Below are 25,919 nucleotides of genomic sequence, written 5' to 3' on the forward strand. Positions count from 1 at the left end.
GCGTGCACACCCGCCGATCGGTCAACGCGGCGGCCGCGGAGCGATCTCAGGTCCGGTCCAGGGCGTGGCGCAGCTGGGAGAGCCAGTCCAGGTGACCGCGGATCGCGGCGTGACCGTCCGGTGTCAGCCGGAACCAGGTCCGTGGCCGTCTGCCCACCGAACCCTTGCGCACTTCGAGGTAGCCCGCCTCCTCCAGCGTGCGGCTGTGTTTGGAGACCGCGGAATCACTCACGCCAAGCATGCTCCTGGCCGTGGCGAAGTCGACCCATTCCGCGCCCTGCAGCAACGCACACAGCGCCAGCCGGGGCCCGGCCTCGAAGATCGGGTCCCGGCCGGGACCGGGATTCGTCACGGCCTGACCCGGCCGGCTTCGATGTCCCGTCGCATTGCCGAACGGGTCTTGACCTCACTGACGAACACGGCGATCGCCACGAGCGGGAGCACCGCGAGCGCGATCCCACGCTGTCCGGCGTGGACGAGCGCGTAGATGCCGAAGAACCCGACCGTCGCGACGGAGACCGAGGTCAGCCAGATCGGCCAGGCGCTGGGGTAGGCGCTGATCCGCTTGCGGAGGTGGACCCCCGACCGGCGGCGCCGGCTACAGGAGTAGACCGCCGAGGCAATGGCCAGTGCCGCGAGCGCCCACGGCACGTACGGGGAATCACCCAGCCAAGTCGTCCAGATCGGGAGCCCGGCCAACACCACCAGGCCGACCCCGAAGAACACCCAGTAGGCGACGGGGAACTGGGCGTGGACCGCGAGACGGCGCCGCGCGTCGGCGACCTGGTCGAGTTCGGGTGTGTCGGACATCAAGTGACCTCCCATCCGCAAGAACTTTCTATACGGAAAGTGTATGCGAATCGAGAAGTGGATGCCAGCCGAGAGGGAGATGCCAGTTGCTCGCGGACACGCCGTGGAGTGACCGCGCCGTCAGTCGCCGCGTAGCTCGCCGCTCAGGGACATCGTGCCGCCGCCGTCGGAGCCTGCGCTCGCGCCGCTGGTCAGCGGACTGCCGTTCACCTCGATCGACGCCTGCAGCTCGTGTTCGCCCGCCGGCCGGATCAGCAGTTGCAGCTTCTGCGTGCCCTCGGCGGGCAGGGTGAACGTCTTCGTCCACGGCGGGGTCAGGTTGCTCTCCTGCAGCTCGGTGCTGCCGTCGGTGATGAACTTGATCCACGCGATCGGCCCGGAGCCGGTGACCTCATACACCACGGTGTTCGGGGTCGCCGGCTCGCCCGAGCAGGCCGCCGCCAGCACGAACACCGGGACGATCGCGGCCACACGCCAGGATGTCATGCACCGATCGTAGTGATCGCGTCACCGCCGGAGGTCGCGTTCGTCCGGTTCAGGCCACCCCGGCCCAGCCGCTCCACCGGGTCACGCGGGTGCGCACCACCGGACCCTCCGGCGGTCGCTCCGCGTACTGCGCGTACTTCGCGACCAGCGCATCCACCGGCCCTGGCTCCTCGATCGACGCGACACCGTCGGCCCGGACCCACCACAGCCGGGTCCAGTCCTCGTCATAGATGTCAGCCAGGAAGCTCACGGCCGGGTTGGCCGCGATGTTGGCCAGCCGCCGCAGGGCGTGCGTCGACTTCGGTTTGTGGTCGATCGCGAACACGATCCCGTCCCCGGACACCGCGAACGTCACCGGCACCAGATGCGGCTGCCCGTCCGCGGACACCGTCGCCAGCCGCGCCACCCGCGCCGCGGCGAACCGCGACCGGGCCTCCTCCCCGTCAAGGCGCATCGGCCACCACCCGCAGCTGCGCCGTGTCCAGCGCCGCCGCCACCCCCAGCGGCACCGTCAGGGACCCCGTCACGTGTCCGAACGGCACCCCGCCCAGCACCGGAACGCCCAGCGGCGCCAGCCGGTCCAGCATCAGCGCCCGCACCTCCGCCGGATCACCACACCGGGTCCACGTGCCCAGCACCACCCCGGCGACGCCGTCGAACCAGCCGGACCGCAGAAGCTGCGTCAGCATCCGGTCCAGCCGGTACACCGGTTCCGTCACATCCTCCAGCACCACGAGCGCACCGCGCGCGCTGCCCTGCTCGGGTGTGCCGACGCTGGAGGCCAGCAAGCTCAGGTTCCCGCCGAGGAGCCGTCCGCGGGCCGTTCCCGGGACCAGCGCGTCGGTGCCCGTCAGCGTGACCGGCCCCGGTTCGACCAGGGCCCGGCGCAACCCTGCACCGCCGGCGTCGTCCCAGAAGTCCCCGGCGGGCATGGGGGAGAACAACGTCGGCAGGCCCAGGTGCGCGTGGATCGCCGCGTGCAGGGCGGTCACGTCGCTGGACCCGGCGAACACCTTCGGGCCCGCGCCGCGCAACGCGGGCCAGTCCAGCACATCGAGCATCCGCTGCGTGCCGTAGCCGCCGCGCGCCGCGATCACGATACTCACGTCGGGGTCGAGCCACGCCTCGGTGAACAGCTTCGCCCGCACCGCGTCGGTGTCGGCGAGGTAGGGCGCGGCCCGCGAGCCCGGTGTCACCAGGTTCTTCACCCGCAGGCCCCAGCCATCGAGCGCCGCCAGCGCCCGGTCCAGCCGCTCCGGTGGCACCGGCCCGGCCGGTGCCACCAGGGCCACGGTGGTCACGACCGCAGCTCCAGCTTCGGCACCTCCGGCGTCGCGAACCCGAAGATCTGCCCGTAGAAGGACAACTCCGCCTCCAGTGCGGCGATCATCGTCTCCGCCCGCCGGAACCCGTGCTGCTCGCCCGCGAACGTCAGGTAGGCGTGCGGAATCCCGCTGCCAGCCAGCGAGCGCACGAACCGGTCGGCCTGGTCGGGCGGGCAGATCTGGTCGTCCAGGCCCTGCAACAGCAGCACCGGCCCGGCCAGGTCCCCGGCGTGCCGCAGCGGCGAGCGCTCCACGTACCGGTCCCGGGTTTCCGGCAGTGGTCCGACGAGCCCGAACACGTACTGGGACTCGAAATCGTGGGTCTCGCCGCCGTCGCCGGTCCACTCGGCCAGGTCGAGGATCGGGTACTTGATCGTCGCCGCGCGGTAGGTCGTCACGCTCGTCATCGAGGCGGCCGAGGTGTAGCCGCCCGCGCTCCCGCCGCGGATCCCGAGCCGCGCCGGGTCGGCGGTGCCCTCGGCCGCCAGCGCCTCGGCGACGGTGACGCAGTCCCGCACGTCGACCACGCCCCACTCCTCGCGCAGCCGCTCCCGGTAGCCACGGCCGTAACCGACCGAACCGCCGTAGTTGACCGCGACGATCCCGATCCCACGGCTGGTGAAATAGGCGAAGTCCAGGTCCAGGTCACCGAAGACGCGCCCGGTCGGCCCGCCGTGGACGTGCACCAGGTACGGCGGGCGCTCGCCCTCGGGCGCGGTGAAGCCGGGATTGGTCGGTGGGTAGACGAAGGCCGGGATCTCGACGCCGTCCCGGCCGGGGAACATCCGCTCCTGGGGCACCGGCAGGTAGTCGGCGGGCGGCAGCGGGTGTGTGGCCGTGGTCAGTTCGGTGATCGCGCCACTGGTCAGGTCGACGTGCACCACGGTGCTCTCGTGCCGGGGCCCGGACGCGATGCCGGCGACACCGTTGCCGAGCGGGGCCAGCGCGGGTGCCCAGCTGGTCAGGTGTTCCGCGACGGGCGTGACCGAGCCGGTGTTCTCGTCCAGCACGGCGAGGCGGCCGGAGTCCAGCACCGCGTGCCTGCCCGATCCCAGCGGCACGAACCAGTTCGAGCCGATCTTCCACAGCGGCCCGCCCAGTTCCCGTTCGGCCGGGGCGAGCGCGGTGCTCGTCCCGTCGAGGGAGATGCGGTGCAGGTTCCACCAGCCGTCCGGGTCCAGCAGCGCGAGCAGCGTGTCCGCGTCCTCCCACTCCAGCTGGCAGACCGACACGCCGTGACCTCCGGCGAGCACCTGGTGCGGGCCGAAACCGCCGTCCGGCCGCACTTCGGCGACGCACAGCTCGGTCTCGTCCCACGGCATGTGCGGGTGCTCCCAGCCCAGCCACGCGGCGTGCCGTCCGTCCGGGGAAAGCTGTGGCGCGGTGAGGAAGTGGTGGCTCGCGGCGAGCGAGACGACCTCACCGCCGCTCAGCGACACCAGATCGCGGCGGATGTCGGTGCGCGCCGGCCCGGTGCTCGTCTCGCGGACCGCCCACACTGCACCGTCCGGACCCTGCCGCAGGTCCCCGAACCGGACGCCCTGCGGCACAGCGGGTTCAGCTGTGAGCGGAACCACCTCGCCGCTGTCCAGGTGGCGGGCGTAGACGCGCTGGTCGTCCCAGTGGGTGAAGACCACCGTGTCCGCGGCGTCGCCGGTGACCAGCCAGGGGCGGCCGCCGTACTCGTGCACCCGGTTCCTGGCGTTCCACGGGGCGGGCAGCATCTCCTCGACCGCGCCGTCCTGACCTGCACGAACGAGGGCGAGCCTGCCGCCCTCGGCGGGGCGCGCCTCGGCCCACCAGACGGTGCCGCCGACGACGTCGAGCCACTGCGCGCCACCGCCCGCGGCGGCGACGTCGGCGGCGGAGACGGGTGAGGTCCAGGTGCCGTACGGCGCGGTTTCAGCCACCGACGCACTCTAACCAAGGAGCAAGCGGGGGCGGCGGATGCCGATCATGAAACTGTGGCATAGGGTCGGGGGTGCCATGGCTCGTGTAATCCACGTCTTCCGCCAGCCCGACCGGTTCGTCGCAGGGACCGTCGGGGAACCGGGCGACCGTACTTTCTATCTGCAGGCCACCCAGGACGTCCGCACGGTCAGCGTGACGATCGAGAAGCAGCAGGTGCAGGTGCTCGCCGAGCGCCTGTCCTCGCTGCTGGAGGAGATCGTCGCGCGCTTCGACGCCGAGGTGCCCGAAACCGTGCCGGACGACTTCGTCGACGTCGACCCGCTGGACGTTCCGGTGGAGGAGGAGTTCCGCGTCGGCACGATGGGCCTGGGCTGGGACGCCGAGACCAGCGCCGTCGTGATCGAGCTGCTCGCGATCACCGAGGGCGAGGTCGACGAGACGGTCGTGCTCGACGACACCGAGGAGGGCCCGGACGCGGTGCGCGTGTTCCTCAGCCCGGTCGCGGCACGCGCGTTCGCCGAGCGCGCGGACCGCGTGGTGCGTGCCGGCCGCAAACCGTGCCCGCTGTGCGGGGAGCCGCTCGACCCGGAGGGTCACATCTGCCCGCGGCAGAACGGGTACCGGCGCAACTCCGACCTCACCGACGAGAGCTGAGACCGTGGCCCCATCGGTCGGCCCGGCCGATCCCGGCGCCAGGGAGCTGCTGACCCGTGGCCGCCTGACCGTGGAAGGCCGTCTGGTCGACGCCTCGAACGTGACGCTGTTCTGCTCGATCGAGCTCGACGGATTGTCGGCGGAGGCGGTCTACAAGCCGGTGTCCGGGGAACGGCCGCTGTGGGACTTCCCGGACGGCACCCTCGCCGGGCGCGAGGTCGCCACCGCCGTGCTGGCCGAGTCCTCCGGGCTGGGCCGGGTGCCGCCGACCGTGCTGCGCGACGGCCCCTTCGGCGAGGGCATGGTCCAGTTGTGGGTGGAGACCACCGACGACGACCTGATCGACGTGCGGGCCCCGAAGGACGTGCCCGGCGACTGGCGGATCGTGCTGCACGCCCACGACCGGCTCGGTGAGCCCGCGGTGCTCGCGCACGCCGACCACCCGGGCATGCGGGACCTGGCCGTGCTGGACATCATCGCCAACAACACCGACCGCAAGGGCGGGCACATCCTGCCCGGTGCCGACGGCGCGGTGTACGGCGTCGACCACGGCATCTGCCTGCACGCCGAACCGAAGCTGCGCACCGTGCTGTGGGGCTGGGTGGGTGATCCGCTGCCGGAGGAGACGCTGGACAAGCTGCGTGCCCTGCCCGGCCGGATCGAGGGTGACCTGGGCGAGCGCCTGGCCCCGCACCTGACCAAACTGGAGATCAGCGCGGTCGCGGAGCGCGCCGAGATGCTCGTGGCCACCGGCGTGTTCCCGGAACCGGGCGACGACTGGCGGGCCATTCCCTGGCCGCTGTTCTGACCTTCCCCGCGCCTCTTGCGTAGCGTTGGGTGGTGGTTGCGCAGGCATGCCGGAAAGGGGAACAACGATGACCGAAGCGAACACCAGCGCCGCGGGTCCGTTGGTGACCAGCCAGGGAACCACCACGATCGCGAGCACGGTGGTGCAGAAGATCGCGGGTCTGGCCGCCCGCGAGATCCCTGGCGTGTACGACCTGGGAGGTGGTGCGGCGCGGGCGTTCGGCGTGCTGCGCGAGCGCATCCCGGGCGCCAGCGGCAGTGCCGGCCAGGGGGTGTCGGTCGAGGTCGGGGAGAAGCAGGCGGCCGTGGACCTGCAGCTCGTCGTCGAGTACGGCGTGTCCATCGCCGACCTGGCGCGGGCGGTGCGGGCCAATACGATCACCGCGATCGAGCAGATGACCGCGCTCGAAGTGGTCGAGGTCGACATCACCGTCAACGACGTGCACCTGCCGGGCGAGGACGAGGCGCCCGCCGAGGAGCAGCCCGCCCGGGTGGAGTGACCCCAGCGCGCGGGCGGTCAGGGCGTCGCGGAGTGGCGGTCGTAGGAACGGCGGGCCTCGGCGATCGTGCCGCGGTGCTTCTCCGCCCATGAGGTCAGTCCGACGAGCGTCTGGTGCAGCTCGCGGGCGATGTCGGTCAGCGTGTACTCCACGCGCGGCGGCACCGTCGGGTACACGGTGCGGACCAGCAGGCCGTCGCGTTCCAGTTTGCGCAGGGTCAGCGTCAGCATGCGGCGGCTGATGCCCTCGACCTCGCGCTCCAGTGCGGTGAAGCGGACCGGGCCGTGCGCGGCGGCGACCAGGATCCCGATCGCCCATTTGCCCGCGACGTGGTCGAGCACCTCGACGATCGGGCACGCCTCGGTGACCGGGGAAGCGGTGTCAGCCATGCCGCCATGGTTCCATGCGCGCCCCTCTGTTACCAGTCGTTCCCCATGGCGCCCGGTGGCGTGTCTCACAGGACCACAGCCGGGACCTGGAGAGGCACACCGGTGTTCCTCTGTGACAGGAAACTGCCTTCTTCCGGGCACGATCGTGGGCCCACATCATGGCCCCAGTTACATTTCGTGCCCCTATGGAGGTCAACGCCATGTCGCTCGATCAGCCGGCCGGACGGTCGCGGTGGATCGCGCTCGCCGTGCTGTCCGCGCAGACCCTGATGATCGTGCTCGACCAGACGATCGTGAACGTCGCCCTGCCCGCGATCCGCGACGACCTGGGTTTCACGCAGACGAACCTGTCCTGGGTCGTCAACGCCTACGCGATCCCGTTCGGCGGGCTGCTGCTGCTCGCCGGGCGCCTGGGCGACCTCGCCGGGCGACGGCGCGTCTTCCTCGCCGGGATGGGGGTGTTCACCCTGGCCTCATTGCTCGCCGGGCTGGCCTGGAACCCGGAAACCCTGCTGGCGGCGCGGTTCCTGCAGGGCGCCGGTGGCGCGGCATCGACCGCGGTCGCGCTGGGCATGGTGGTCCGGCTGTTCCCGGAACCGGCCGGGCGGGCCAGGGCGCTGGGCACGTTCAGCTTCGTGCAGGCCGCGGGCGGCTCGATCGGCAGCATGGCCGGCGGGGTGCTCACGCAGGCGCTGAGCTGGCACTGGATCTTCCTGATCAACCTGCCGATCGGCCTCCTCGCCGGGGTGGTCGCGCTGCGGGTGCTGGAGAACGACCGCGGCCTCGGCTTCCGCGCGGGCGCGGACTGGCTGGGCGCGGTGCTGGTGACCGCGGCGCTGATGCTCGGCGTGTACACGATCGTCGGCGTCGAGTCCCACGGTCTCGGGCAGACGCTCGGGACCGGCGCGGTGTCGCTGGTGCTGCTGGCCGCCTTCCTCGTCCGCCAGTCCCGGGCGCGCGACCCGCTGCTGCCGCTGCGGATCTTCGCCTCGCGCGGCCTGTCCGGCGCGAACCTGACGATGGCGCTGCTGGTGGCGGCGATGTTCGCGTTCCAGTTCCTCGTCGTGCTCTACCTGCGGCAGGTCCTGAACCTGAGCGCGCAGGCGACCGGGCTGGCGATGGTGCCGATCGCCGCGATGATCGCGCTGGTCTCGCTGGCCGTGTCGCCGCGGGTGAGCACGCGCTTCGGTGACTTCCGCGTCCTGCTGGCCGGGCTGGTCTCCATCGGCGGCGGGCTGGCCTGGCTGACCCGGGTGCCTGCCGATGGTTCCTACGCGGCCGACGTGCTCGCCCCGACCCTGGCCATGGGCCTCGGGTTCGGCCTGGCGATGCCCGCGCTGATGGGCCTGGGCATGCGGGACGCGCGGCCCGAGGACACCGGGCTCGCGTCCGGGCTGTTCAACACGACACAGCAGGTCGCGGGCGCGCTGGGCCTGTCGGTGCTGGCCGTGCTCGCCGCCACCCGCACCGGATCGCTCACCGGCGTGCCCGCCGCGGAGGCGCTCACCTCCGGCTACCGCCTCGCGTTCTGGGTGGGCACCGGGCTGGTCGCGGCGGCCTTCGTGGTCGCCGCGGTGATGCTGCGGCCCGGCGTGGCGGCGCGACGAACGGGTGAACCCGGCGCTACCGTGCCGGATCGTGCGCTCCCACAGCTATGACGACATCCTCGCCGGCCCGCGCAGACGCAAGATCCCCGAGGTCGTGGCGGAGCGCGGGTTGGTGGTCGAGGAACCGGGAAGCGGTTTCTGCGGCGCGGTGGTCCGGTTCGAGCGCGAGCTTGTCGTGCTCGAGGACCGCCACGGCAGGCACCGTGTCTTCCCGCTGGAGCCGGCCGGGTTCCTGATCGACGGCAAGCCGGTGACGCTGGTGCGGCCCCAAGCCGCCCCGCCGTCACCGGCTTCGGCGCGTTCGGCGTCGGGATCGGTGAAGGTGCAGGGGCTCCGGGCCCGTACCGCGCGCGATTCGCGGATCTGGGTCGAGGGCAAGCACGACGCCGAACTGGTCGAACGCGTGTGGGGCCACGACCTGCGGGTCGAGGGCGTCGTGGTGGAACCGCTCGACGGCGTCGACGTGCTGGCCGGGGCCATCGAGGACTTCGGCACCGGACCGGGGCGCCGGCTGGGCGTGCTGGTCGACCACCTGGTGCCGGGCAGCAAGGAGTCCCGCCTCGTGGAGGCCATCGGCGACGAGCACGTGCTGGTCACCGGCCACCCCTACGTCGACGTGTGGCAGGCGGTGAAACCGGCCGCGGTGGGGATCCGCGCGTGGCCCGTCGTGCCGCGTGGGACGCCGTGGAAGGAAGGCATTTGTGCCGCGCTCGGCTGGGGCGAGCCGTGGGAGGGGTGGCAGCGGGTGCTGGCCGGGGTGAGCAGCTTCCGTGGCCTGGAGACGCCGCTGATCGGGGCCGTCGAGCGGCTGATCGACTTCGTGACCGACACGGATGGCTGAACCCGGCAGGTCACACGAGGATCACTTCGGGTCGTCCGCTGGTCGCGAGTGGTCACTTTCTGCCACGATGGGTGCATGACACCGGCGCTCGTCTGGCTGATCGTCGCCATCGTGCTGATGGCAGCCGAAGTGCTGTCCGGCGACTTCTTCCTGCTGATGCTCGGCCTCGGCGCGCTCTTCGGCGCGGGCGCGGCTCTGATCACCGGGAACATCATCGTCGACGCGGTCGTCTTCGCCGTGGCCTCCGGCGCGCTGATCTTCCTGGCCAGGCCCGCGCTCAAGCGCCGGTTCCTGGCCGGGGCGGGACACCGCACCAACACGGAGGCGTTGATCGGGGCCAGGGCCGTGGTCGTGTCCGTTGTGGACGACCACGCCGGGCGTGTCAAACTGGCCGGCGACGTGTGGTCGGCACGATCGGTCGCCGACGGTCAGCGAATCGAACCCGGCACGACCGTGACCGTGGTAGAGATAGCGGGCGCCACGGCCGTGGTGGCGCCCGAGCCGTAACCACAACCTGAATACCGGGGAGAGCGACTTTGGGAACCGCAGCGATCATTGTTGTCGCGGTCATCGCCCTGTTCGTGATCGTGACGATCGCGAAGGCGATCATGGTGGTCCCGCAGGCCCAGGCCGCGGTGATCGAGCGGCTGGGCAGATTCAAGTCGGTCGCCTCGCCCGGCCTGAACTTCCTGGTGCCGTTTTTGGACAAGGTGCGGGCGCGCATCGACCTGCGCGAGCAGGTGGTGTCGTTCCCGCCGCAGCCGGTGATCACCGAGGACAACCTGACGGTGTCGATCGACACCGTCGTCTACTTCCAGGTCACCGACGCCCGCGCCGCGGTGTACGAGATCTCCAACTACATCGTCGGTGTCGAGCAGCTGACCACCACGACCCTGCGCAACGTGGTCGGCGGCATGACGCTGGAGTCGGCGCTGACCTCGCGCGACCAGATCAACAACCAGCTGCGCGGCGTGCTCGACGACGCCACCGGCCGGTGGGGCATCCGGGTGGCACGGGTCGAGCTCAAGGCGATCGACCCGCCGCCCTCCATCCAGGACTCGATGGAGAAGCAGATGCGCGCCGACCGGGAGAAGCGCGCGATGATCCTCAACGCCGAAGGTCAGCGGGAAGCGCAGATCAAGACGGCCGAGGGCCAGAAGCAGTCGCAGATCCTCGCGGCGGAGGGGTCCAAGCAGGCCACCATCATGGCGGCCGAGGCGGAGCGGCAGTCGCGGATCCTGCGGGCGCAGGGTGAACGGGCCGCCCGTTACCTGCAGGCGCAGGGGCAGGCGAAGGCGATCGAGAAGGTGTTCGCCGCGGTGAAGGCGGGCAAGCCGACGCCGGAGGTGCTGGCCTACCAGTACCTGCAGACGCTGCCGCAGATGGCGCAGGGCGACGCGAACAAGGTGTGGCTGGTGCCCAGCGACTACGGCAACGCGCTGCAGCAGTTCGCCCGCGCGTTCGCCAAGCAGGACGACGACGGCGTGTTCCGGTACGAGCCCGCCCCGGCCGACGGCGAGCCGCCCACCCTGGACGACGACGAGGTCGCCAGCTGGTTCGACACCTCCACCGACCCGCGCATCGCCGAGGCGGTGCGCGAGGCCGAAGCGGTGGCCCGCAAGGAGGTGCCCGGGCCGATGTCGCACTCGTCGCAGCCCCCGGTCCCGCCCGCGGCCAGCGCGCTGCGCGGCAACCCCGCCACCCCGGCGCCCGAGGAGGCGCAGGAGGCACCCGCCGCCGAACCGCCCGCACCGCAGGCGCAGCCGGAGCCGCCGGCGATCCAGGCCCCGGGGCCGACCCAGCAGTTCCCGCCCCCGGCCGGCGGACAGCAGGGCCAGCTGCCGACGCGCAATCCGGGCCAGCACTACGGCAATCCGCCGCGCGGCCAGTACCCGCCGCAGCAGCCGCCCTCGGCGCCGCCACAGCAGTAGGACCTGATGGAGGGGCCGCACCGGACCGGGTGCGGCCCCTCCGCCGTTTCGGCCCGAACGCGGAGCTCGCCGTCCTGAATGTTCAACCCGCGCGCCGGAAGGCGGGACTCGCGGGCTCGGCGAGTTCCACGTTCGTGCACGTGAGTTCCGCGCTCGTGACAGGCTGGGGGCATGAGTGGAGAGCGTGCCGGGCAGCGCCGCCGCATGGTGTGGGGGTCGGTGCTCGCGACGGTGCTGGCGCTGGCGATCCTCGTGCCGGGCTCGGTGGGGGTGCTGGGCGCGCAGGGGAACTGGCTGCCCTATGGCATCGCGGCCGCGGTGCTCGCCGGGATCGGCTGGTTCACCCTCCTCAGCGGCGATAGACCGCGTCGTCGGTGATGTCGGCGCGTGAGCGGTCCTTGAGCAGTGCCACGCAGATGATCGTGACCACCGACGAGAACACCACGTACGCCGAGATCGAGTACGGCGTGCCGGTCGCGTGCAGCAGCCACGTCGCCAGTAGCGGCGCGGGCCCGCCGGCGAACACCGACGCGAGCTGGTAGCCCAGTCCGGCGCCGCCGTAGCGCAGGTGGGTCGGGAAGCTTTCGCCGATCAGCGCCGCCTGCGGCCCGTACTGCATGGCGTGCGGGATCATCGACACGACGATCGCGACGAAGATGAGCACCGCGCCGCCGTTTTTGAGGATCGCGAAGTACGGGAACGCCAGCAGCCCGGTCAGGATCGAGCCGGTCAGGTAGATCCGCTTGCGTCCCAGCCGGTCCGACAGTTGCGAGAACCACAGGATCAGCGCCAGCTCCATCGCCGCGCCGAGCAGCACCGCGTTGAGCACGAAGGTCTTCGAGTAGTCGTGCTCGGCCACCACATAGACCAGGACGTAGCTGGTGTAGAGGTAGAAAGGCATCTGCTCGCTGAAGCGCAGCCCGGCCGAGAGCAGGATCTCCCGCCAGTGGTGCTTCACCGCGTCGGTCACGGGACTGCGCGACGTGCGCCGCTGCGACACGATCTTGGCGAACATGGGTGTTTCCAGGATCCGCAGCCGGATCACAAGTCCGACCGCGACGAGCAGCAGGCTCGCCAGGAACGGCAGCCGCCAGCCCCACGAGTCGAACGCCGCGTCGGAGAGCACCGCCGAGAGCAGGGTCATGCCGCCGGTGCCGAGCACCAGCCCGACCGGCACGCCGATCTGCGCGAAACTGCCCAGCAGGCCGCGTTTGCGCTGATCACCCCATTCCATCGCGAGCAGCACCGAGCCGCTCCACTCGCCGCCGATCGCGATGCCCTGGATCAGCCGCAGGGTCACCAGGATGATCGGCGCCGCGATCCCGATCGTGGCGGCGCCGGGCAGTACACCGACGACGCCGGAGGCGATGCCCATCATCAGCAGCGTCACCACGAGCGTGACCTTGCGGCCGATCCGGTCACCCCAGTACCCGAAGATCGCCGCGCCGATGGGGCGCGCGGCGAACCCGACGGCGTAGGTGGCGAAGGACTGCATCGCCCCGGCGTAGCTGGAGGAGGCGGGGAAGAACAGCTGCGGGAAGATCAGCGCCGCGGCCGTGTTGTAGAGGAAGAAGTCGTACCACTCGATGGTGGTGCCGATCGCGCTGGCGAACGCCGCGCGCCGCACCTGCGTGGACTTCTGGCTGGTCTGTGCCTGGAGAACGGTGTCCGCTTCGTTGCGTCCGAGAACCATGCCGCGAAAGCCCTTCTGTGACTGGCCTCACTTCGGGAGAACGATCCCTCAACCGAGTGACGATGTCCAGGGTCCGGCGGCGAATCACCGCCCGCGACCGCGTCCCGGAGATGCCCCACGGCGTTCTACGATGCGCCGGTGACCGAACCGAAGCCGCTGCGCGCCGACGCCCGTCGCAACCGGGCACGCGTGCTGGCCGCGGCCGAGACGGTGTTCGCGGCGAAGGGCACCGGCGCGCCGACCGAGGAGGTCGCGCGGGAGGCGGGCGTGGGCATCGGGACCGTGTTCCGGCACTTCCCGACCAAGGAGGCACTGCTGGAGGCGGTGCTGATGGAGCGGATGCGCCGGTTCGCCGAAGAGGCCCAGTCCTTCGCCGCGGCCGATGATCCGGAGAGCGCTTTCTTCGCGTTCCTCGGGCGGTGGGCGGAGATGGCGGCGGTGAAGAACGCCTACACCGACGCGCTGTCCGCCGCGGGCACCGAGGTGCCCCGCCTCGGCGAGGTCGGCGTGAAGGCACGAGACGCGCTGGGAGCGTTGCTGTCCAGGGCCCAGCGGACCGGCGCGGTGCGGGAGGACGTCGGGGTCGGCGAGCTGATCGCACTGATGGTCGGCGCGTCCCGGGCCGCCGAGCACCTCGGTGACGACGCCGCACTGCGCACCCGCACCCTGGCGATCGTCTTCGACGGGCTGCGCACCCGCTGACTCCTCACGCCCGCAGCGACTCGATCGCGGTGTCGATCGCGGCCACTGCCGCGGTCCGGTCGAGGCCTGCCCTCGACACGAGCGAGAGCCCTTGGACGATGTAGAGCAGCAACTGGGCTTGGGCCTCGGGCCGGGCGTTGCCGGTGACTTCCCCGGTGGCCTGTCCACGGCGGAGCGCGTCGGTGACGATCTCGGTGAACCGGCGGTAGGAGCGGGTGACGACTTCGGTGGCTTCGCTGTCGTGGGGGACGAGTTCGGCGGTGGTGTTGCCGACCAGGCAGCCGTGCGGGACGCCCACGTCGGAGATGAACTCCTCCAGGCGTGCCGGGTGGGTCAGGATCTCGCGCAACGCCGGGAGCAGCGGGGAGGTGTCCATCGCGGCGATCAGGTGACGCTCGTACACGTCCCAGTAGAGCCGGACGGCGTCGAGGTAGAAGCGGCGCTTGTCGCCGAAGGTCCTGTAGAGGCTGCCGCGCTCGACGCCCAGCGCGTCGACCAGGTCCTGGATGGATGTCGTCCCGTAGCCACGGGACCAGAACAGCTCGAGTGCGCGCGTCAGCGTCTGGTCCTTGTCGAACTCGCGGGGGCGTCCGGTGCGTGCCACGTATCCGACACTACGACTTCTTGACGATGCGTTCAAGAAGTCGTAGCTTCGATCACGTGACTTTTAGAACGCCTGCACAGAATTCAGCGATGGCCGCCGACCGCGATCTGAGGAGCGCAGTCAGGGGACGCCTCGCCGGAAAGCACGCACTGATCACCGGCGGAACGAGCGGCATCGGCCTCGCGACCGCCCGCGAGTTCCTCGCCGAAGGAGCCACTGTCGCGATCACCGGCCGCTCACCGGACAAACTGGCTGAGGCCGCCCGGCAACTGGAGGGTCCCCTGCTGCCCATCCTCAGCGATGCCGGCGACGTGCCCGGCCAGGCGGCGCTCGCGGCGCGGCTGCGGGCGGAGTGGCCCAAGCTCGACATCCTGATGAGCAACGCCGCCGACGTCACCCACCTCCCGATCGAGGAGTGGACCGAGGAGGCGTTCGACAGGCTGCTCGCGACCAACCTGAAGTCGCCGTTCTTCCTGATCAAACACCTGTTGCCGCTCTTCTCGCGGCGGGCCTCGGTCGTACTCGTCGGCTCGGTTTCCGCCTTCGTCGGGCACGAAGGCGCGACGGTCTACGGCGCGGCCAAGGCGGGCCTGCTGTCCTACGCCCGTGGGCTGACCTACGAGTTGACCGACCGGGGCATCCGGGTCAACGGACTGAGCCCGGGGCCGACGGTCACCAACGCGCTCTCCGCGCTCGGTGCCGAGCGCCAGGCCGCCGTCTACGAGGAGCTTCGGCGCACCGTGCCCCTCCACCGCTTGGGCTCGGCGACCGAGCTGGCGAAGGCAGCGGTCTACCTCGCCTCGGACGAGTCCGCCTACACCGCCGGCACGGTGCTGCGCGTGGACGGCGGCATCGGGGAACTCGCGTACTGAGCTATGACCGCACGCTGTCCAGGGGCGAGAGCTCGGGCCGTTTCGGGCTCAGCGTGTCGCCCGAGGACTCGCCGCGCAGCCGACGACCGATCCAGGGCAGGACGTGCTCGCGTCCCCACTGCAGGTTTTGCGCGCGCTGCCGCCGCGGGTCGATCACCTCGCGCGGGCCGAGCGCGGCGGGGGTGAGCCCGTGCTCCCGGCCGAGGACGTCCAGCACCGCGATCGCGACCTCGGTGTGGCCGAGCGCGTTGAGGTGCAGCCGGTCGGCCGACCACAGGCGCCGGTCCCGCAACTGCCGCATCGCCCACATGTCCACGACGCGGGCGCCGTGCCGGGCCGCGATGACCCTGGTGTGCTCGTTGTAGATCGCGGTGCGGCCGCGCAGCTTGCGGAACACCGGGTCCTCGACGCCGTCCACCCCGGTGAACAGCAGCACCGTCGCGCCGGTTTCGGCGAGCCGGCCGACCGCGGCGGCGAACCGGTCGGCCAGCGCGTCGATGCCGGCCTTCGGGCGGAGCAGATCGTTGCCCCCGGCGTAGATCGACACCAGGTCCGGGCGCAGCGCGAGCGCGGGTTCGAGCTGCTCGGCGAGCACCTGGTCGAGCAGCCGTCCCCGGATCGCGAGGTTGGCGTAGGTGAACTCGGGGTCGGCGGCGGCCAGCTGCTCGGCCACGCGGTCGGCCCAGCCGCGCACGCCGTTCGGGCGGGCGGGATCGTCGTCGCCGACGCCTTCGGTGAAGGAATCGCCGAGGGCCACGAAACGCTTGTACATGCCAAGCACTTTATGCAGTGTCACGGCGCGCCGAGGTGGCGGGTGCCGCCCTCGGCGATGGCGCGGAGTTTGTCCGGATTGGCCACGTTGTGGATGGTCCGGATGCGGCTCTTGGCGTCGAAGTCGAACGTGAGAGTGGCGATGACCCGGTCCGGCGCGCGGAAGACGAGACCCGGCGCGCCGTTGATCTCGGCGATCTCGGCGCGCATGTCGGCGGGATCGACGCCCTCGTAGGTGACGGTGCCGAGGGCGGCGAACCAGGCGGCCACCTTCGCCACGCCGACGACCGGTTTGAGGGCCTGGCGCACCTTGCCGCCGCCGTCGGTCCACACGGTGACGTCCGGCGACAGCAGTTCCATCAGCGCGTTGACGTCGCCACCGGTCGCGGCCGCGAAGAACCGCTCGGTGACCTCGCGCCGTTTCGCGGTGTCGGTGGTGAACCGGGGACGGCGGGCGGCCACGTGCTCGCGGGCGCGGTGCGCGGCCTGGCGCACGGCGGCTTCCGAGCGGCCCACCGCGTCGGCGATTTCGGCGTGGGTGAAGGCGAAGACCTCCTTGAGCACGAACACCGCGCGTTCCAGCGGGCTGAGCGTCTCCAGCACCACCAGCATCGCCATCGACACCGATTCGGCACCGGTGACGGCGTCGGCGGTGTCGCCGCTGGTGAGGACGGGCTCCGGCAGCCACGGGCCCACGTAGGTCTCTCGCTGGTGGCGGGTGGAACGCAGCCGCTCCAGCGCCAGATTGGTCACGATCCGCGCCAGGTACGCCTTCGGATCGGCCACCTGGGAACGGTCGTCGGCCGACCATTTGATCCAGGCGTCCTGCACGGCGTCCTCGGCGTCGGCCGCGCTGCCCAGGACGCGGTAGGCGACCGAGAACAGCAGGTTCCGGTGCTGGTGGAAGATCTCCTCGCTCATCGCGCCACCCGGGTGAAGCGGCCGCCGCGGGGCCAGAACGCACCCGAGGCGGGCATCTTCTTCATGCGGCCGTAGGTCGGCCACGGCGAGGCGGTCACCACTTCCTTGTACCGGACCGCGATGCGGCCGGTGAGGTGGATCCGACGGGGGCGGTCGTCGGGGTGGGTGAACTGCACGACGGCGTCGTGACGGCCCAGGCTCACCGGCGTGTGGTAGTAGCCGAAGCGAAACTCCTTGGGTCGCTTGCCTTTCCGGGCACGCAGGATCGACAGCGCCGCGTGCACGCCGGCCGGCATCCCGCTCTGGCAGGTGCCGTGCAGGGTGCCGTACCCCTGGCGGATCGCGGCCGCGTCACCCACGGCGTAGACGTCCGGATGCGACACCGACCGCAGCGTGGCGTCGGTGACGACACGGCCGCGTTCGTCCACCATCAGCCCCGCGGCCGCCGCCAGCGGTGCCACCCGCGTCCCGCTGGTCCACAGGACCACGTCGGCCGCCACGGTGCCGCCACCGGCCAGCTCGACCGCGTCCGGCAGGACCTTCACCACCTCGGCCCGGCGCACCTCGACGCCCAGCCGCTCCAGCGCCGCGTGCACATACGCCCTGGCCTTCGGGTTCATCGCCGCACCGGGTTCGCCGCGGCCCAGCAGCACGACGTGCAGCCCGGGGTGCCGCTCGGCGATCTCGGCAGCCGATTCGACACCGGTCAGCCCGGTACCGGCGACCACGACCGTGCCGTGGCGCAGACCCGCGAGCCGGGTGGCCAGCAGTTCGGCGTCCTGCGCGCTGTCGAGTGTGCGGGCGTGGGCGTCCGCGCCGGGCACGGTCGTGTCGGCCACGGCACCCAGGCCGTAGACGAGGGTGTCGTAGGGCAGGGTGGTCTCGTGGTCGATGCGCACCGTCTTCCCGTCCGGGTCGAGGGCGGTGACCCGACCGCGCACGAAGTGTGCGCCGGTGCCGTCCAGCAGGTCCGGGATGGTCAGCTCGGCGAGCTGCCGGCCGGTCGCCGCCATCGGCAGGCGCAGCCGCTCGGTGAACCGCTCCCGCGCGTTCACCACGGTCACCTCGATGTCGTCGCGGCGGGTGGTCCGGGCCGCCAGTTGCACCGCCGCCGCCATGCCCGCGTAACCCGCGCCCAGGACCAGAATCCGGTGAGTCATCGTGTCGCCTCCTCGTTCGGCTGTTGACGACCACGAGATGGACGGCGCGGGCTCGTTCGTGACATCGGGTGACGGGCGACACAGGCCGGCGTCTCAGGTCACCTTGAGGACGATCTTGCCCGGAGCGTGACCGTTCTCGACGGCGGCCAGCGCGGCCGGGGCTTCGGCGAGCGGATACACGGCGGTGATCACCGGCGTGAGGGCCCCGTCGAGTGCCAGCCGGGCGGCGCGCTCCAGGTTCCCACGGTCGAGGCGGCGCTCGACGAAACGACCGCCGATGTCCGGCACGGACTGATCACCGACGGCGATCACGGTGCGGATGTCCCGCGCCAGCGGAGCGACCGTCCGCAGCGAGGTACCGCCGACCAGGTCGACGATCCCGTCGAAGCCGTCCGGAACGACCTCGCGGGCGACGGCGACGACATCCTCGTCGGTGTAGTCGACGAACCGCGCCCCGACGGTCTCGGCGTACTCGCGCTTGGTGGTGCTCCCGGTCCCGATCACCCGAAGTCCGCGCTCGACGGCCAGCCGGGCGACGGCGAGGCCGACCCCGCCTCCGACGCCGTTGACCAGGAGCGTGGCACCGGCCGGGAGGTCGAGTTGGTCGAGCGCGTCCACCGCGGTCGTCCCGGCCACCGGCAGCGTCGCCGCCACGGTCGCGGACAGGCCCGCCGGGATGCGCGCGGAGTGTGGCGCGGACAGCACCGTCGTCTCGGCGTAGGTTCCGCCACCGGTGAGCGCGAAACCGAAAACCGCGTCACCCACCTCGATCCCGTCGACGTCCTCGCCCAGGGCCAGAACGGTTCCTGCCGCCTCCATACCCAGCACACGGGGAAACGGGCGGCCGCCGTCGAGTCCGGGGACCACACCCTCGCGCAGCAGGTGATCGAGCGGATTGACCCCGGCGACGGCGACCCGGATCAGCACCTCCCCGCGACCGGGGGCGGGATCGGGACGATCGAGGAGCTCCTGCACCTCGGCCCCGCCATACCTGTGGAAACTCCATGCCTGCGCCATCTTCAGCTGCCTCCTGGGTGACCGGCCCGGTTGTTCGGGCCTCTCCGGCCACCGTCCCCGCTCACACCGGTGTCAGGGGCAACCGGTTGAGGTGCGGGTCACAGCGTCAGGCGCGCGTCGGCACCGGGCCGGCCGTCAGTGTCGTCTGATGCCTGCTGTTGGCCCTGATGAGCGAGTCGAGCGCATCGCGGGTCTCGATCAGGTGCGCGATGTCGGCGTCGATCCGGTCGCGCTCGCGCGTCATCGCCGCGAAGGCCAGCTCGACGACGTTGCGGTCGCCGGGGGTCTCCACGCACGGCAGTACGGTCGCGATCACCCGGCTGGACAGGCCCGCGTCGAACAGCTGCTGGATGAGCGACACGCGCTCGACCTCGGCGTCGGAATAGTGACGCTGCCCGGTCTCGGAGCGGGAGCTGGTCAGCAGGCCCTGTTCTTCGTAGTACCGCAGTGAGCGCGGACTCACGCCCGTGCGCCGGGACAGTTCACCGATCCGCATTCCTGCGAGCCTACGCCCTTCTCACCCCTCCCCGCCGTCTCCGGACGCGCGGGCGCGGTGCCGCGCCACGTGCACACGCGTGGCGCAGCGGGTGGAGCAGAAGCGCCGCCGCCCGTTGCGGGAGGTGTCGACGAACACGGTGTCGCAGTCCGCGCTGGCACACACCCCCATCCTGCCGCCGTCCTCGCACAGCAGGTGGGCCAGTCCGCCCGCGGTGTAGGCGCGGACCCGGCGGCCCCGGTCATCCTCCTCGTAGGCGTAGTGCAGGTGCGCCGGGAGGCCGTCGTGGCGGGAGATGAACGGGCGGCACGCGGACTCCGCCAGCAGGGCGTTGACCAGGTCGATCCGGCGGTCCGGGTCGGGCTCGGCGAAGACCTCCCGCAGGCGGTGCCCCCACTCCCGCGTCCCGGCGGCCTCGGCGGCGCTGAGCCGGGTCAGTGACATGCCCGCGGCCCGCATCATCCGCACCAGATCGGCGGCGGACGCGCCGGGCATGTTGGCCAGACCGGCGGCGGCCTGGGCGCCGGCGCCGCCGTAAGGGTTGAAATGCACAAAGCCATTACAGCACGCTGGGGTCATGGACGACGAACGCTGCCCGAGATGTCAGTGGCCCCTGACCGAACTGCAGCGGAGCGGTTCGAGTCATCCGGCGTCGGCGGGCCGCGTGGACTACCGCCGGTGCGTGTGCGGAACGTGGCTGCTGGTCGTCAACGGCACGCTCACCGGGGCGACGCGGGGGCCTAAGATCGGGTGATGACGCGTGCGGTGGTGCTCGGCGGTGGCGGTGTGGCCGGAATAGCGTGGGAAACCGGTCTGCTGCACGGTTTGTCGGAGTCCGGAGTGGACGTTCTCGCCGCGGACCGGTTCGTCGGCACCTCGGCGGGCTCCACGGTGGCCGCGCAGATCACCAGCGGGACCGCGCTGGCCGACCTGTTCCGGCGGCAGGTCGACCCGGCGCTGCAGGCCCCGGAGATCCCCGCCGAGGTGGACGCCGACGTGCTGGCGGAACTGTTCGGCGAGAACGTGCCCGCCGCCGCCGACCCCGCTGCCGCGCGACGCCGGATCGGTGAGCTGGCGCTGTCGGCGCGCACGGTCACCGAGGCCGAGCGGATCAAGGTGATCGAGGCGCGCCTGCCGGTCCACGACTGGCCCGCGGCCGGTCTGCACATCGTCGCGGTGGACGCGGTCTCCGGCGCGGAACGGGTGTTCACGGCGGAGTCCGGGGTGTCGCTGGTGGACGCGGTCGCGGCGAGCTGCGCGGTGCCGGGCACCTGGCCGCCGGTGACGATCCACGATGCCCGCTACATCGACGGCGGGGTGCGCTCGGCGGAGAACGCCGACCTGGCCGCGGGTTTCGACCGGGTGCTGGTGCTGCAGGCGATGGAGGTTCCCGGCAACACCGACCTCGCCGTCCAGGTCGCCGAGCTGCGCGAGGACGGTGCGCACGTCCTGGTGGTCAAACCGGACGCGGCGGCGATCGAGGCGATCGGGCCGAACCCGCTGGACCCGGCGGTGCGCGAAGCAGCGGCACACGCCGGTCACGGCCAGGGCGCCCGCGCCGCTGCCGAGGTCGCCGTGCTGTGGGGTCACGGGGACCGGTAGCGGCGGCGCGGTCTACCTCGGTGCCCGGAAGCCGCCGATCTTCTCCTCCAGCAGTTCGGCCAGTCGCAGCGGGGTGCGGTCCTCGAACGCCGGACCGATGAGCTGCACTCCGACCGGCAGGCCCTCGGGGGACCGGCCGGCCGGGATGGCGGTGGCGGGCAGGCCGGGCATGGTGGCCAGACCGGCCCAGACGAGCTGGTCGAAGTACGGGTATTCGGCGCCGTCGATGTCGATGCCACGTTCCAGCGGGTTGGGGTGGTGGTCGTGCGGGAACGCGGGGGTCGGCGTGATCGGGCACACCACGGCGTCGAACCCGGCGAACAGCTGCCGCCAGCCGTGGCGGTGGAGTTCGCGACGGTGGTTCGCCTCGAGCCAGTCGCGGTGGCTGAACGCCGTGGCGCGCCGCCGCACGGCGTCGAGGCTCTCCTCGTCCGCGCTCAGGCCGGCGGCGCGATCCGGTCCGGTGGGAAAGCGCGCGACCGCCCCCGAAATCAGCAGCTGCATGAAGAGCGTCGCCGCGTCGGCGAGGTCGGGCAGCAGCGGAGTGTGCCGTTCGACGCGGGCGCCGCCGTCGGCAAGCGCGTCGGCCACCCGGTTCACGCCGGCCCGCACGGCGGCCCCGGTCGGGATGAGTGGATGCTGGTCGAGGAGAAGGACCCGGAAGTCGCTGAGCCGCTGGTGGCGCGCGGGCGGCAACCTCACGTGGTGCGCCTTGCCGGATGTCAGCGGGTCCGGTCCGGCCATGACGTCGAGCAGGAGCGTGAGGTCGCGGGCGGTGCGGGCCATCGGACCGACGACGGCGAGGTCGTGCTCGACCGGAAGTGCCGGCCCTGGCGGCGCGACCATGCCGCGGCTCGCCGCCAGACCGAGTGTCGGCTTGTGCGCGTAGATGCCGCAGAAATGCGCGGGAGTGCGCAGTGAGCCGGAGAGGTCGGAGCCGAGGGACAGTGCGCCGAATCCGGCCACCAGGGCCGCCGCTGATCCGCCGGAGGAGCCGCCCGCCGTGCGATCGGGATCCCACGGATTGGTGGTGGTGCCGTGGATTTCGTTGAAGGTCTGGATGTCCTGCAGGCCCAAGGGCACGTTCGTCTTGCCCAGCACCACCGCGCCGGCGGCCTTGATCCGCGACACCTGTACCGCGTCCTCGGACGGCACATGGTCGCGGTGCCACGGCATGCCCCAGGTCGTGGGCAGCCCAGCGATGTCGTAGGACTCCTTGACCGTCACCGGAACCCCGAGCAGCGGCCGGTCCTCGCCGCGGGCGCGTGCCTGGTCGGCCCGCCGCGCCGCGGCCCGGGCCCGGTCGAAGTCCGGCACGCAGATCGCGTTGATCACCTTGTCGTCCCGCTCGATACGGGCGATCGCCTCGTCGGTCAGCTCCACCGACGTCACCGCACCGGCATTCAAGGCGGCCACGAGTTCTTCGGCCGCCAGCACAGTCCATTCCATGAAATCGACCGTATCCGCGCCGGGACGAGGCCATAAAATGCCGGTTTGCACAACGGACAAAAGCCAGGCCGTGCTCGCCGCCGTGGACTCGGCGTCGGGGAAGCCCGTGGTAGTCGGGCACTCGGCGGCGTGCAGCCTGGCGTGGCTGGCCGCCGACGCGCGTCCGGGCAAGATCGCGAAAGCGGTTTTCGTCGGCGGGTTCCCGGCCGTCGACGGCAGGCCCTACGCCGATTTCTTCGAGCTGCGGGACGGCGTGATGCCCTTTCCCGGCTGGGGCCCGTTCCAGGGGCCGGACTCGGCCGGCCTCGACGAGCAGGCCCGCGACGCGATCGCCGCGGCCGCGGTGCCCGTGCCCGGCGGTGTCGCCACGGGTGTGGTGCGGCTGAGGGACGAGCGGCGCTTCGACGTGCCGGTCGTGGTCGTGTGCCCCGAGTTCAGCCCGGCCGAGGCACGGGAGTGGGTCAGCGCCGGTGACGTGCCCGAGCTCGCGAAGTGCCGCCACCTCGACTACGCCGACCTCGATTCCGGTCACTGGCCCATGTTCACCAGGCCGGCCGAACTCGCCGGCCTGCTCGCCGGCCTGCTCGCCGCGGCGGCCGAGGGGGTCAGCCCGGGAGGTGACGCCGCAACCACGCCGTGAGGCCGCGGATGGCGCCGTTGACGTACGCCCCGGCGGCGACTGCCGCGCTCGGCGAGGGCCACTACTGCACGGCCGGGTGATCTCGCGCTTGACCTTGACACTGTGACAAGGTCTTGACTGGGGCGCAGGAGGTGGTTCCCTTGAACGCGACACACCGGAACCCACAGGACACCAGGCTGCTCGACGCCCTGCGAGCCGGGAACTCCTCGACACGGCTGCAGGCCGCGCTGGCGGCGGGCACATGCCCCGACCCGGGCTTCGCCGAGGTGCTCGTGGCACGGTGCGCGGTCGAGCCGGACTTCTTCGTGCGCGACATGCTGACCTGGGCGCTGACCCGCCTCCCGCCGGAGGTCACGGTGCCCAGGCTCCGCGCGCAGCTGCGGTCGGCGACTGCCCAGGCGCGTAGTCAGGCCCTGCACACGTTGTCGAAGATCGGGGACCGGAGCGTGTGGCCCGCGATCACCCGGTCACTGCTGCACGACGCCGACGACGAGGTCGCGCGGAGTGCGTGGCGGGCCGCCGTCGTCCTCGTTCCCGCCGGACAGCGGGACGGGCTGGCCGCCGACCTGGCCGCCCAGCTCGGCCGCGGCGACCGGGACGTGCAGCTGAGCCTGTCCCGCGCGCTCGTCGCGCTCGGGGACGTGATCGAGCCTGCCGTGCGGTCCGGAGGGGCCAGTGCCGACCCGGCGGTGCGGGTGCATGCCCGTGCCACGCAGCGGCTTCTGCACGACCCGGAAGCCGGGTTCGACGCGGCGGTCGAGGAGGCGAAGCGCATCGCCGCGCTCGGTCCGGAACGGGTCGGGGGAGCGGCGTGCTGATCGGCGAGGTGGCCCGCCGCTCGGGCGTGAGCACGCGGATGCTGCGGCATTACGACACCCTCGGACTGGTGCGGCCCACCGGCCGCACCGTCGGCGGTTACCGCGAGTACTCCGACGAGGACATCCGCCGGATCTTCCACGTGGAGAGCCTGCGGTCGCTGGGGTTGTCGCTGCGGCAGATCGGGCGGGCGCTGGAGGACCCGGCTTTCGCGCCGCCCGTGCTGGTCGCCGACCTCATCCGGCGGAGCGAGGACAGGCTGCGGCGGGAGCAGGAGCTCCTCGATCGGCTGCGCACCGTGGACGCGTCGGAGCCCTCGGGCTGGCCGGACGTCCTGCGCATCGTCGAGCTGCTGCACGGGCTGAACTCGCCCAGCCCGGCCCACCGGCAGCGGGCCGTCCTGGCCCCGGCCGAGGACGTGCCGGTCCCCGCCGAGGTGCTGGCCGCGGCCGTCCTCGCCGAATCCGATCCGAACGTCGCGGGCGCCCTGCGGTGGGCGCTCGCGCGGGCGGGCGGCGACGGTGCGGCGAGCCTGGCCGCCGGGCTGCGGTCGGACGACCCCGACGTCCGGCGGCGCGCGGTCCTGGCCGTCGGCGAGATGCCCGGCGACGAGGCGACCACGATGCTCGCCGACGCGCTCGGCGACCCGGATCTCACGGTCCGGCGGCACGCCGCGCTGGCCTCGGGCAGGCGTGGCGTCGCCGCGGCCGTGCCGGTACTCGTCACCATGGTGGTCGAGGGCGCCAACGACGTCGAGGCGGCCGAGGTCCTGGGCGCGCTGTCCCTGGGCCCCGGTCGCGCCGCGGAGATCGTGAGCGCGCTGGGCGGTGAACTCGCCGCGGACTCCGCGGTGCGGATCCGCCTGGCCCAGGCGCTCGCCGAACTGCCGGACGCGCTCGGCGCGGACCTGCTGATGCAGCTGACCCGCGACGGCGACCCGGCGGTCGCCCTCATCGCCCGCGCGCTCGAACCGCGGGCCGAGGACTGAGCGGTCAGGGGCGGCCCGCGTGGGGCACGTCGACCCGGAAGGCGAGCAGGCTGGCTTCGCGCACGTTCTTGCGGGCGTGCTCGTTGAAGTCCGGCGCCGCGCACGCGTACAGGGTGCGGCCGTCGGCGCCGCCCAGCATGCACGCGAACACCCCGGTGCCGGGCCGGATCTCGTCGACGATTTCGCCGCCCTCCCGGACCCGCACGAGACGTCCGCCGATGCCGTCGGCGATCCACAGCGCGCCCTCGGCGTCGAGGCAGCAGCCGTCGGGGGCGATCACGAGCTGCGGCAGCGCCTTGTCCATGTCCCGCTCGGTGGGCGGCTCGCCGAACGCCGCCCACACGCGCCGGTTGGTCAGCGAGCCATCGGCGGCGAGGTCGAAGGCGGTGACCCGGTTGGCGAAGGTTTCGTCGACCAGCAGCACGCCGTCGTCGGTGATCACGCTGCCGTTGGGGAACAGCAGGTCCTCCGCGACCCGGGTGACCGTGCCGTCGGGATCGGCGCGCACGAGAGCGGCCGGGGCGACCGGGGCGTTGTGCATGAGGTCGAACCCGAAGTTGCCGACGTAGGCGCGGCCCTGGGCGTCGACGACCATGTCGTTGGCGTGGCCGGTCAGGTGCGCCGACAGGTCGGCGTGGGTGACGAGCGTGCCCTCGGGTTCGCGGCGCAGTAGCAGCCCGTCGCGCATCGACACGATCAGCAGACGCCCGTCGGGCAGCCAGCCGAGCCCGGACGGCTGCTGCGGCACCTCCGCCTCGACGCGCAGATCGGAACCGTCCTCGGTGCAGGAGTGCACGAGGTGGGTATAGAAGTCGGAAAAGAAGATCCGTCCCTCGTGCCAGCGCGGGCATTCGAGGTAGGAAAAGCCGTCCAGAACCGTTGTCGTCACCGTGCCTCCGCTCCCTGGCCCGTGGTGAGTCGACCGTA

Annotated in this window: 32 protein-coding genes; 15 read left to right on the forward strand and 17 right to left on the reverse strand. The window is 72.0% G+C overall.

The window, feature by feature from the left end:
- Positions 1 to 46 precede the first annotated feature (46 nt).
- The 6 genes from HNR02_RS26375 to HNR02_RS26400 all read right to left on the reverse strand — a co-directional run bounded on the left by HNR02_RS26375 (position 47) and on the right by HNR02_RS26400 (position 4,531).
- Complete coding sequence (locus HNR02_RS26375; protein WP_179776278.1) at positions 47 to 352, reverse strand: winged helix-turn-helix domain-containing protein; 306 nt, start codon at positions 350 to 352, stop codon at positions 47 to 49.
- Entirely contained in the window at positions 349 to 810 is a 462-nt protein-coding gene (locus HNR02_RS26380) for a hypothetical protein (RefSeq protein WP_179776279.1), read from the reverse strand. The genes HNR02_RS26375 and HNR02_RS26380 overlap by 4 nt, the downstream gene beginning before the upstream one ends.
- Before the next feature lie 120 nt (positions 811 to 930).
- The gene (locus tag HNR02_RS26385) at positions 931 to 1,296 is read right to left on the reverse strand and encodes a C2 domain-containing protein (RefSeq protein ID WP_179776280.1); all 366 of its coding nucleotides are present in this window, start codon (positions 1,294 to 1,296) and stop codon (positions 931 to 933) included.
- 49 nt (positions 1,297 to 1,345) lie between these two features.
- Positions 1,346 to 1,750, reverse strand: coding sequence for a TIGR03668 family PPOX class F420-dependent oxidoreductase (locus HNR02_RS26390; RefSeq protein WP_179776281.1), 405 nt, complete (start codon positions 1,748 to 1,750; stop codon positions 1,346 to 1,348).
- Entirely contained in the window at positions 1,740 to 2,597 is an 858-nt protein-coding gene (locus tag HNR02_RS26395) for a S66 peptidase family protein (protein WP_179776282.1), read from the reverse strand. Before HNR02_RS26395 ends, HNR02_RS26390 begins: the two co-directional genes overlap by 11 nt.
- Complete coding sequence (locus tag HNR02_RS26400; protein ID WP_179776283.1) at positions 2,594 to 4,531, reverse strand: S9 family peptidase; 1,938 nt, start codon at positions 4,529 to 4,531, stop codon at positions 2,594 to 2,596. Before HNR02_RS26400 ends, HNR02_RS26395 begins: the two co-directional genes overlap by 4 nt.
- A 76-nt stretch (positions 4,532 to 4,607) precedes the next feature.
- On the opposite strand from HNR02_RS26400, the gene HNR02_RS26405 reads away from it, so the two are divergent.
- The 3 genes from HNR02_RS26405 (at position 4,608) to HNR02_RS26415 (ending at position 6,493) form a co-directional block, all read left to right on the forward strand.
- A complete protein-coding gene (locus HNR02_RS26405; protein WP_179776284.1) occupies positions 4,608 to 5,186 on the forward strand; it encodes an Rv2134c family protein in 579 nt (192 codons plus the stop codon).
- Positions 5,187 to 5,190: 4 nt separating this feature from the next.
- Entirely contained in the window at positions 5,191 to 5,994 is an 804-nt protein-coding gene (locus HNR02_RS26410) for an Rv2133c family protein (RefSeq protein WP_376772945.1), read from the forward strand.
- A 67-nt stretch (positions 5,995 to 6,061) separates the two neighbouring features.
- Positions 6,062 to 6,493, forward strand: a complete 432-nt coding sequence (locus tag HNR02_RS26415; protein WP_246339279.1) for an Asp23/Gls24 family envelope stress response protein — start codon at positions 6,062 to 6,064, stop codon at positions 6,491 to 6,493.
- A 17-nt stretch (positions 6,494 to 6,510) separates the two neighbouring features.
- Here the strand turns inward: HNR02_RS26415 and HNR02_RS26420 are convergent, their stop codons facing one another.
- Entirely contained in the window at positions 6,511 to 6,882 is a 372-nt protein-coding gene (locus HNR02_RS26420; RefSeq protein WP_179776286.1) for a winged helix-turn-helix transcriptional regulator, read from the reverse strand.
- 200 nt (positions 6,883 to 7,082) lie between these two features.
- On the opposite strand from HNR02_RS26420, the gene HNR02_RS26425 reads away from it, so the two are divergent.
- The 5 genes from HNR02_RS26425 (at position 7,083) to HNR02_RS26445 (ending at position 11,639) form a co-directional block, all read left to right on the forward strand.
- The gene (locus tag HNR02_RS26425; RefSeq protein WP_179776287.1) at positions 7,083 to 8,540 is read left to right on the forward strand and encodes an MFS transporter; all 1,458 of its coding nucleotides are present in this window, start codon (positions 7,083 to 7,085) and stop codon (positions 8,538 to 8,540) included.
- A complete protein-coding gene (locus tag HNR02_RS26430; RefSeq protein WP_179776288.1) occupies positions 8,521 to 9,330 on the forward strand; it encodes a DUF3097 domain-containing protein in 810 nt (269 codons plus the stop codon). The genes HNR02_RS26425 and HNR02_RS26430 overlap by 20 nt, the downstream gene beginning before the upstream one ends.
- 75 nt (positions 9,331 to 9,405) lie before the next feature.
- A complete protein-coding gene (locus HNR02_RS26435) occupies positions 9,406 to 9,837 on the forward strand; it encodes an NfeD family protein (protein WP_179776289.1) in 432 nt (143 codons plus the stop codon).
- Between the two features lie 29 nt (positions 9,838 to 9,866).
- Positions 9,867 to 11,261, forward strand: coding sequence for an SPFH domain-containing protein (locus HNR02_RS26440; RefSeq protein WP_179776290.1), 1,395 nt, complete (start codon positions 9,867 to 9,869; stop codon positions 11,259 to 11,261).
- 171 nt (positions 11,262 to 11,432) lie between these two features.
- Positions 11,433 to 11,639, forward strand: a complete 207-nt coding sequence (locus HNR02_RS26445) for a hypothetical protein (protein ID WP_179776291.1) — start codon at positions 11,433 to 11,435, stop codon at positions 11,637 to 11,639.
- On the opposite strand, the gene HNR02_RS26450 is transcribed toward HNR02_RS26445, so the two are convergent.
- Entirely contained in the window at positions 11,611 to 12,954 is a 1,344-nt protein-coding gene (locus tag HNR02_RS26450; RefSeq protein ID WP_179776292.1) for an MFS transporter, read from the reverse strand. The two genes, HNR02_RS26445 and HNR02_RS26450, sit on opposite strands and share 29 nt — an antisense overlap.
- 138 nt (positions 12,955 to 13,092) lie before the next feature.
- On the opposite strand from HNR02_RS26450, the gene HNR02_RS26455 reads away from it, so the two are divergent.
- Positions 13,093 to 13,656: a TetR/AcrR family transcriptional regulator gene (locus HNR02_RS26455; protein ID WP_179776293.1), complete on the forward strand. Its 564-nt coding sequence runs from the start codon at positions 13,093 to 13,095 to the stop codon at positions 13,654 to 13,656.
- 4 nt (positions 13,657 to 13,660) lie between these two features.
- Here HNR02_RS26455 and HNR02_RS26460 read toward each other — a convergent pair whose 3' ends face one another.
- Positions 13,661 to 14,260: a TetR/AcrR family transcriptional regulator gene (locus HNR02_RS26460; RefSeq protein ID WP_179776294.1), complete on the reverse strand. Its 600-nt coding sequence runs from the start codon at positions 14,258 to 14,260 to the stop codon at positions 13,661 to 13,663.
- Between the two features lie 89 nt (positions 14,261 to 14,349).
- Here HNR02_RS26460 and HNR02_RS26465 point away from each other — a divergent pair, with 89 nt between their 5' ends.
- Positions 14,350 to 15,132: an SDR family oxidoreductase gene (locus HNR02_RS26465; protein WP_179776295.1), complete on the forward strand. Its 783-nt coding sequence runs from the start codon at positions 14,350 to 14,352 to the stop codon at positions 15,130 to 15,132.
- Between the two features lies 1 nt (position 15,133).
- Here HNR02_RS26465 and HNR02_RS26470 read toward each other — a convergent pair whose 3' ends face one another.
- The 6 genes from HNR02_RS26470 to HNR02_RS26495 form a co-directional block, all read right to left on the reverse strand.
- Entirely contained in the window at positions 15,134 to 15,904 is a 771-nt protein-coding gene (locus tag HNR02_RS26470; protein WP_179776296.1) for an SGNH/GDSL hydrolase family protein, read from the reverse strand.
- Positions 15,905 to 15,924: 20 nt separating this feature from the next.
- Complete coding sequence (locus tag HNR02_RS26475; protein WP_179776297.1) at positions 15,925 to 16,824, reverse strand: RNA polymerase sigma-70 factor; 900 nt, start codon at positions 16,822 to 16,824, stop codon at positions 15,925 to 15,927.
- The gene (locus HNR02_RS26480; protein WP_179776298.1) at positions 16,821 to 17,984 is read right to left on the reverse strand and encodes an NAD(P)/FAD-dependent oxidoreductase; all 1,164 of its coding nucleotides are present in this window, start codon (positions 17,982 to 17,984) and stop codon (positions 16,821 to 16,823) included. Before HNR02_RS26480 ends, HNR02_RS26475 begins: the two co-directional genes overlap by 4 nt.
- Before the next feature lie 93 nt (positions 17,985 to 18,077).
- Entirely contained in the window at positions 18,078 to 19,001 is a 924-nt protein-coding gene (locus HNR02_RS26485) for an NADP-dependent oxidoreductase (RefSeq protein ID WP_179776299.1), read from the reverse strand.
- Positions 19,002 to 19,107: 106 nt separating this feature from the next.
- On the reverse strand, positions 19,108 to 19,497 hold the full coding sequence (locus tag HNR02_RS26490; protein WP_179776300.1) for a MerR family transcriptional regulator: 390 nt from the start codon (positions 19,495 to 19,497) through the stop codon (positions 19,108 to 19,110).
- A gap of 21 nt (positions 19,498 to 19,518) precedes the next feature.
- Positions 19,519 to 20,049, reverse strand: coding sequence for a CGNR zinc finger domain-containing protein (locus HNR02_RS26495; protein WP_179776301.1), 531 nt, complete (start codon positions 20,047 to 20,049; stop codon positions 19,519 to 19,521).
- Between the two features lie 25 nt (positions 20,050 to 20,074).
- On the opposite strand from HNR02_RS26495, the gene HNR02_RS26500 reads away from it, so the two are divergent.
- Positions 20,075 to 20,251: a hypothetical protein gene (locus HNR02_RS26500; RefSeq protein ID WP_179776302.1), complete on the forward strand. Its 177-nt coding sequence runs from the start codon at positions 20,075 to 20,077 to the stop codon at positions 20,249 to 20,251.
- Positions 20,251 to 21,099 (forward strand): patatin-like phospholipase family protein, encoded by an 849-nt coding sequence (locus HNR02_RS26505; RefSeq protein WP_179776303.1) that lies wholly within the window; start codon positions 20,251 to 20,253, stop codon positions 21,097 to 21,099. Before HNR02_RS26500 ends, HNR02_RS26505 begins: the two co-directional genes overlap by 1 nt.
- 12 nt (positions 21,100 to 21,111) lie before the next feature.
- On the opposite strand, the gene HNR02_RS26510 is transcribed toward HNR02_RS26505, so the two are convergent.
- The gene (locus HNR02_RS26510; protein WP_179776304.1) at positions 21,112 to 22,548 is read right to left on the reverse strand and encodes an amidase; all 1,437 of its coding nucleotides are present in this window, start codon (positions 22,546 to 22,548) and stop codon (positions 21,112 to 21,114) included.
- Here HNR02_RS26510 and HNR02_RS26515 point away from each other — a divergent pair.
- The 3 genes from HNR02_RS26515 (at position 22,547) to HNR02_RS26525 (ending at position 24,992) form a co-directional block, all read left to right on the forward strand.
- Positions 22,547 to 23,188 (forward strand): alpha/beta fold hydrolase, encoded by a 642-nt coding sequence (locus tag HNR02_RS26515; protein WP_179776305.1) that lies wholly within the window; start codon positions 22,547 to 22,549, stop codon positions 23,186 to 23,188. The two genes, HNR02_RS26510 and HNR02_RS26515, sit on opposite strands and share 2 nt — an antisense overlap.
- A 131-nt stretch (positions 23,189 to 23,319) precedes the next feature.
- Positions 23,320 to 24,006, forward strand: a complete 687-nt coding sequence (locus tag HNR02_RS26520) for a HEAT repeat domain-containing protein (protein ID WP_179777864.1) — start codon at positions 23,320 to 23,322, stop codon at positions 24,004 to 24,006.
- The gene (locus HNR02_RS26525) at positions 24,000 to 24,992 is read left to right on the forward strand and encodes a HEAT repeat domain-containing protein (RefSeq protein ID WP_179776306.1); all 993 of its coding nucleotides are present in this window, start codon (positions 24,000 to 24,002) and stop codon (positions 24,990 to 24,992) included. The genes HNR02_RS26520 and HNR02_RS26525 overlap by 7 nt, the downstream gene beginning before the upstream one ends.
- 4 nt (positions 24,993 to 24,996) lie before the next feature.
- Here the strand turns inward: HNR02_RS26525 and HNR02_RS26530 are convergent, their stop codons facing one another.
- Positions 24,997 to 25,881 carry an SMP-30/gluconolactonase/LRE family protein gene (locus HNR02_RS26530; protein ID WP_179776307.1) on the reverse strand — a complete coding sequence of 295 codons (885 nt, stop codon included), beginning with the start codon at positions 25,879 to 25,881 and terminating at the stop codon, positions 24,997 to 24,999.
- Between the last annotated feature and the right edge of the window lie 38 nt (positions 25,882 to 25,919).

The organism is Amycolatopsis endophytica (genome assembly GCF_013410405.1).
GTDB lineage: Bacteria > Actinomycetota > Actinomycetes > Mycobacteriales > Pseudonocardiaceae > Amycolatopsis_E > Amycolatopsis_E endophytica.

Excerpts from the sequence above, each read along its gene's own strand:
- HNR02_RS26510 (WP_179776304.1), bottom strand. The coding sequence starts at position 22,548 with ATGGAATGGACTGTGCTGGCGGCCGAAGAACTCGTGGCCGCCTTGAAT.
- HNR02_RS26425 (WP_179776287.1), top strand. The coding sequence starts at position 7,083 with ATGTCGCTCGATCAGCCGGCCGGACGGTCGCGGTGGATCGCGCTCGCC.
- HNR02_RS26490 (WP_179776300.1), bottom strand. The coding sequence starts at position 19,497 with ATGCGGATCGGTGAACTGTCCCGGCGCACGGGCGTGAGTCCGCGCTCA.
- HNR02_RS26465 (WP_179776295.1), top strand. The coding sequence starts at position 14,350 with ATGGCCGCCGACCGCGATCTGAGGAGCGCAGTCAGGGGACGCCTCGCC.
- HNR02_RS26445 (WP_179776291.1), top strand. The coding sequence starts at position 11,433 with ATGAGTGGAGAGCGTGCCGGGCAGCGCCGCCGCATGGTGTGGGGGTCG.
- HNR02_RS26515 (WP_179776305.1), top strand. The coding sequence starts at position 22,547 with ATGAAATCGACCGTATCCGCGCCGGGACGAGGCCATAAAATGCCGGTT.
- HNR02_RS26475 (WP_179776297.1), bottom strand. The coding sequence starts at position 16,824 with ATGAGCGAGGAGATCTTCCACCAGCACCGGAACCTGCTGTTCTCGGTC.
- HNR02_RS26470 (WP_179776296.1), bottom strand. The coding sequence starts at position 15,904 with ATGTACAAGCGTTTCGTGGCCCTCGGCGATTCCTTCACCGAAGGCGTC.
- HNR02_RS26435 (WP_179776289.1), top strand. The coding sequence starts at position 9,406 with ATGACACCGGCGCTCGTCTGGCTGATCGTCGCCATCGTGCTGATGGCA.
- HNR02_RS26485 (WP_179776299.1), bottom strand. The coding sequence starts at position 19,001 with ATGGCGCAGGCATGGAGTTTCCACAGGTATGGCGGGGCCGAGGTGCAG.
- HNR02_RS26385 (WP_179776280.1), bottom strand. The coding sequence starts at position 1,296 with ATGACATCCTGGCGTGTGGCCGCGATCGTCCCGGTGTTCGTGCTGGCG.
- HNR02_RS26380 (WP_179776279.1), bottom strand. The coding sequence starts at position 810 with ATGTCCGACACACCCGAACTCGACCAGGTCGCCGACGCGCGGCGCCGT.
- HNR02_RS26415 (WP_246339279.1), top strand. The coding sequence starts at position 6,062 with ATGACCGAAGCGAACACCAGCGCCGCGGGTCCGTTGGTGACCAGCCAG.
- HNR02_RS26500 (WP_179776302.1), top strand. The coding sequence starts at position 20,075 with ATGGACGACGAACGCTGCCCGAGATGTCAGTGGCCCCTGACCGAACTG.
- HNR02_RS26450 (WP_179776292.1), bottom strand. The coding sequence starts at position 12,954 with ATGGTTCTCGGACGCAACGAAGCGGACACCGTTCTCCAGGCACAGACC.
- HNR02_RS26390 (WP_179776281.1), bottom strand. The coding sequence starts at position 1,750 with ATGCGCCTTGACGGGGAGGAGGCCCGGTCGCGGTTCGCCGCGGCGCGG.
- HNR02_RS26480 (WP_179776298.1), bottom strand. The coding sequence starts at position 17,984 with ATGACTCACCGGATTCTGGTCCTGGGCGCGGGTTACGCGGGCATGGCG.
- HNR02_RS26420 (WP_179776286.1), bottom strand. The coding sequence starts at position 6,882 with ATGGCTGACACCGCTTCCCCGGTCACCGAGGCGTGCCCGATCGTCGAG.
- HNR02_RS26505 (WP_179776303.1), top strand. The coding sequence starts at position 20,251 with ATGACGCGTGCGGTGGTGCTCGGCGGTGGCGGTGTGGCCGGAATAGCG.
- HNR02_RS26405 (WP_179776284.1), top strand. The coding sequence starts at position 4,608 with ATGGCTCGTGTAATCCACGTCTTCCGCCAGCCCGACCGGTTCGTCGCA.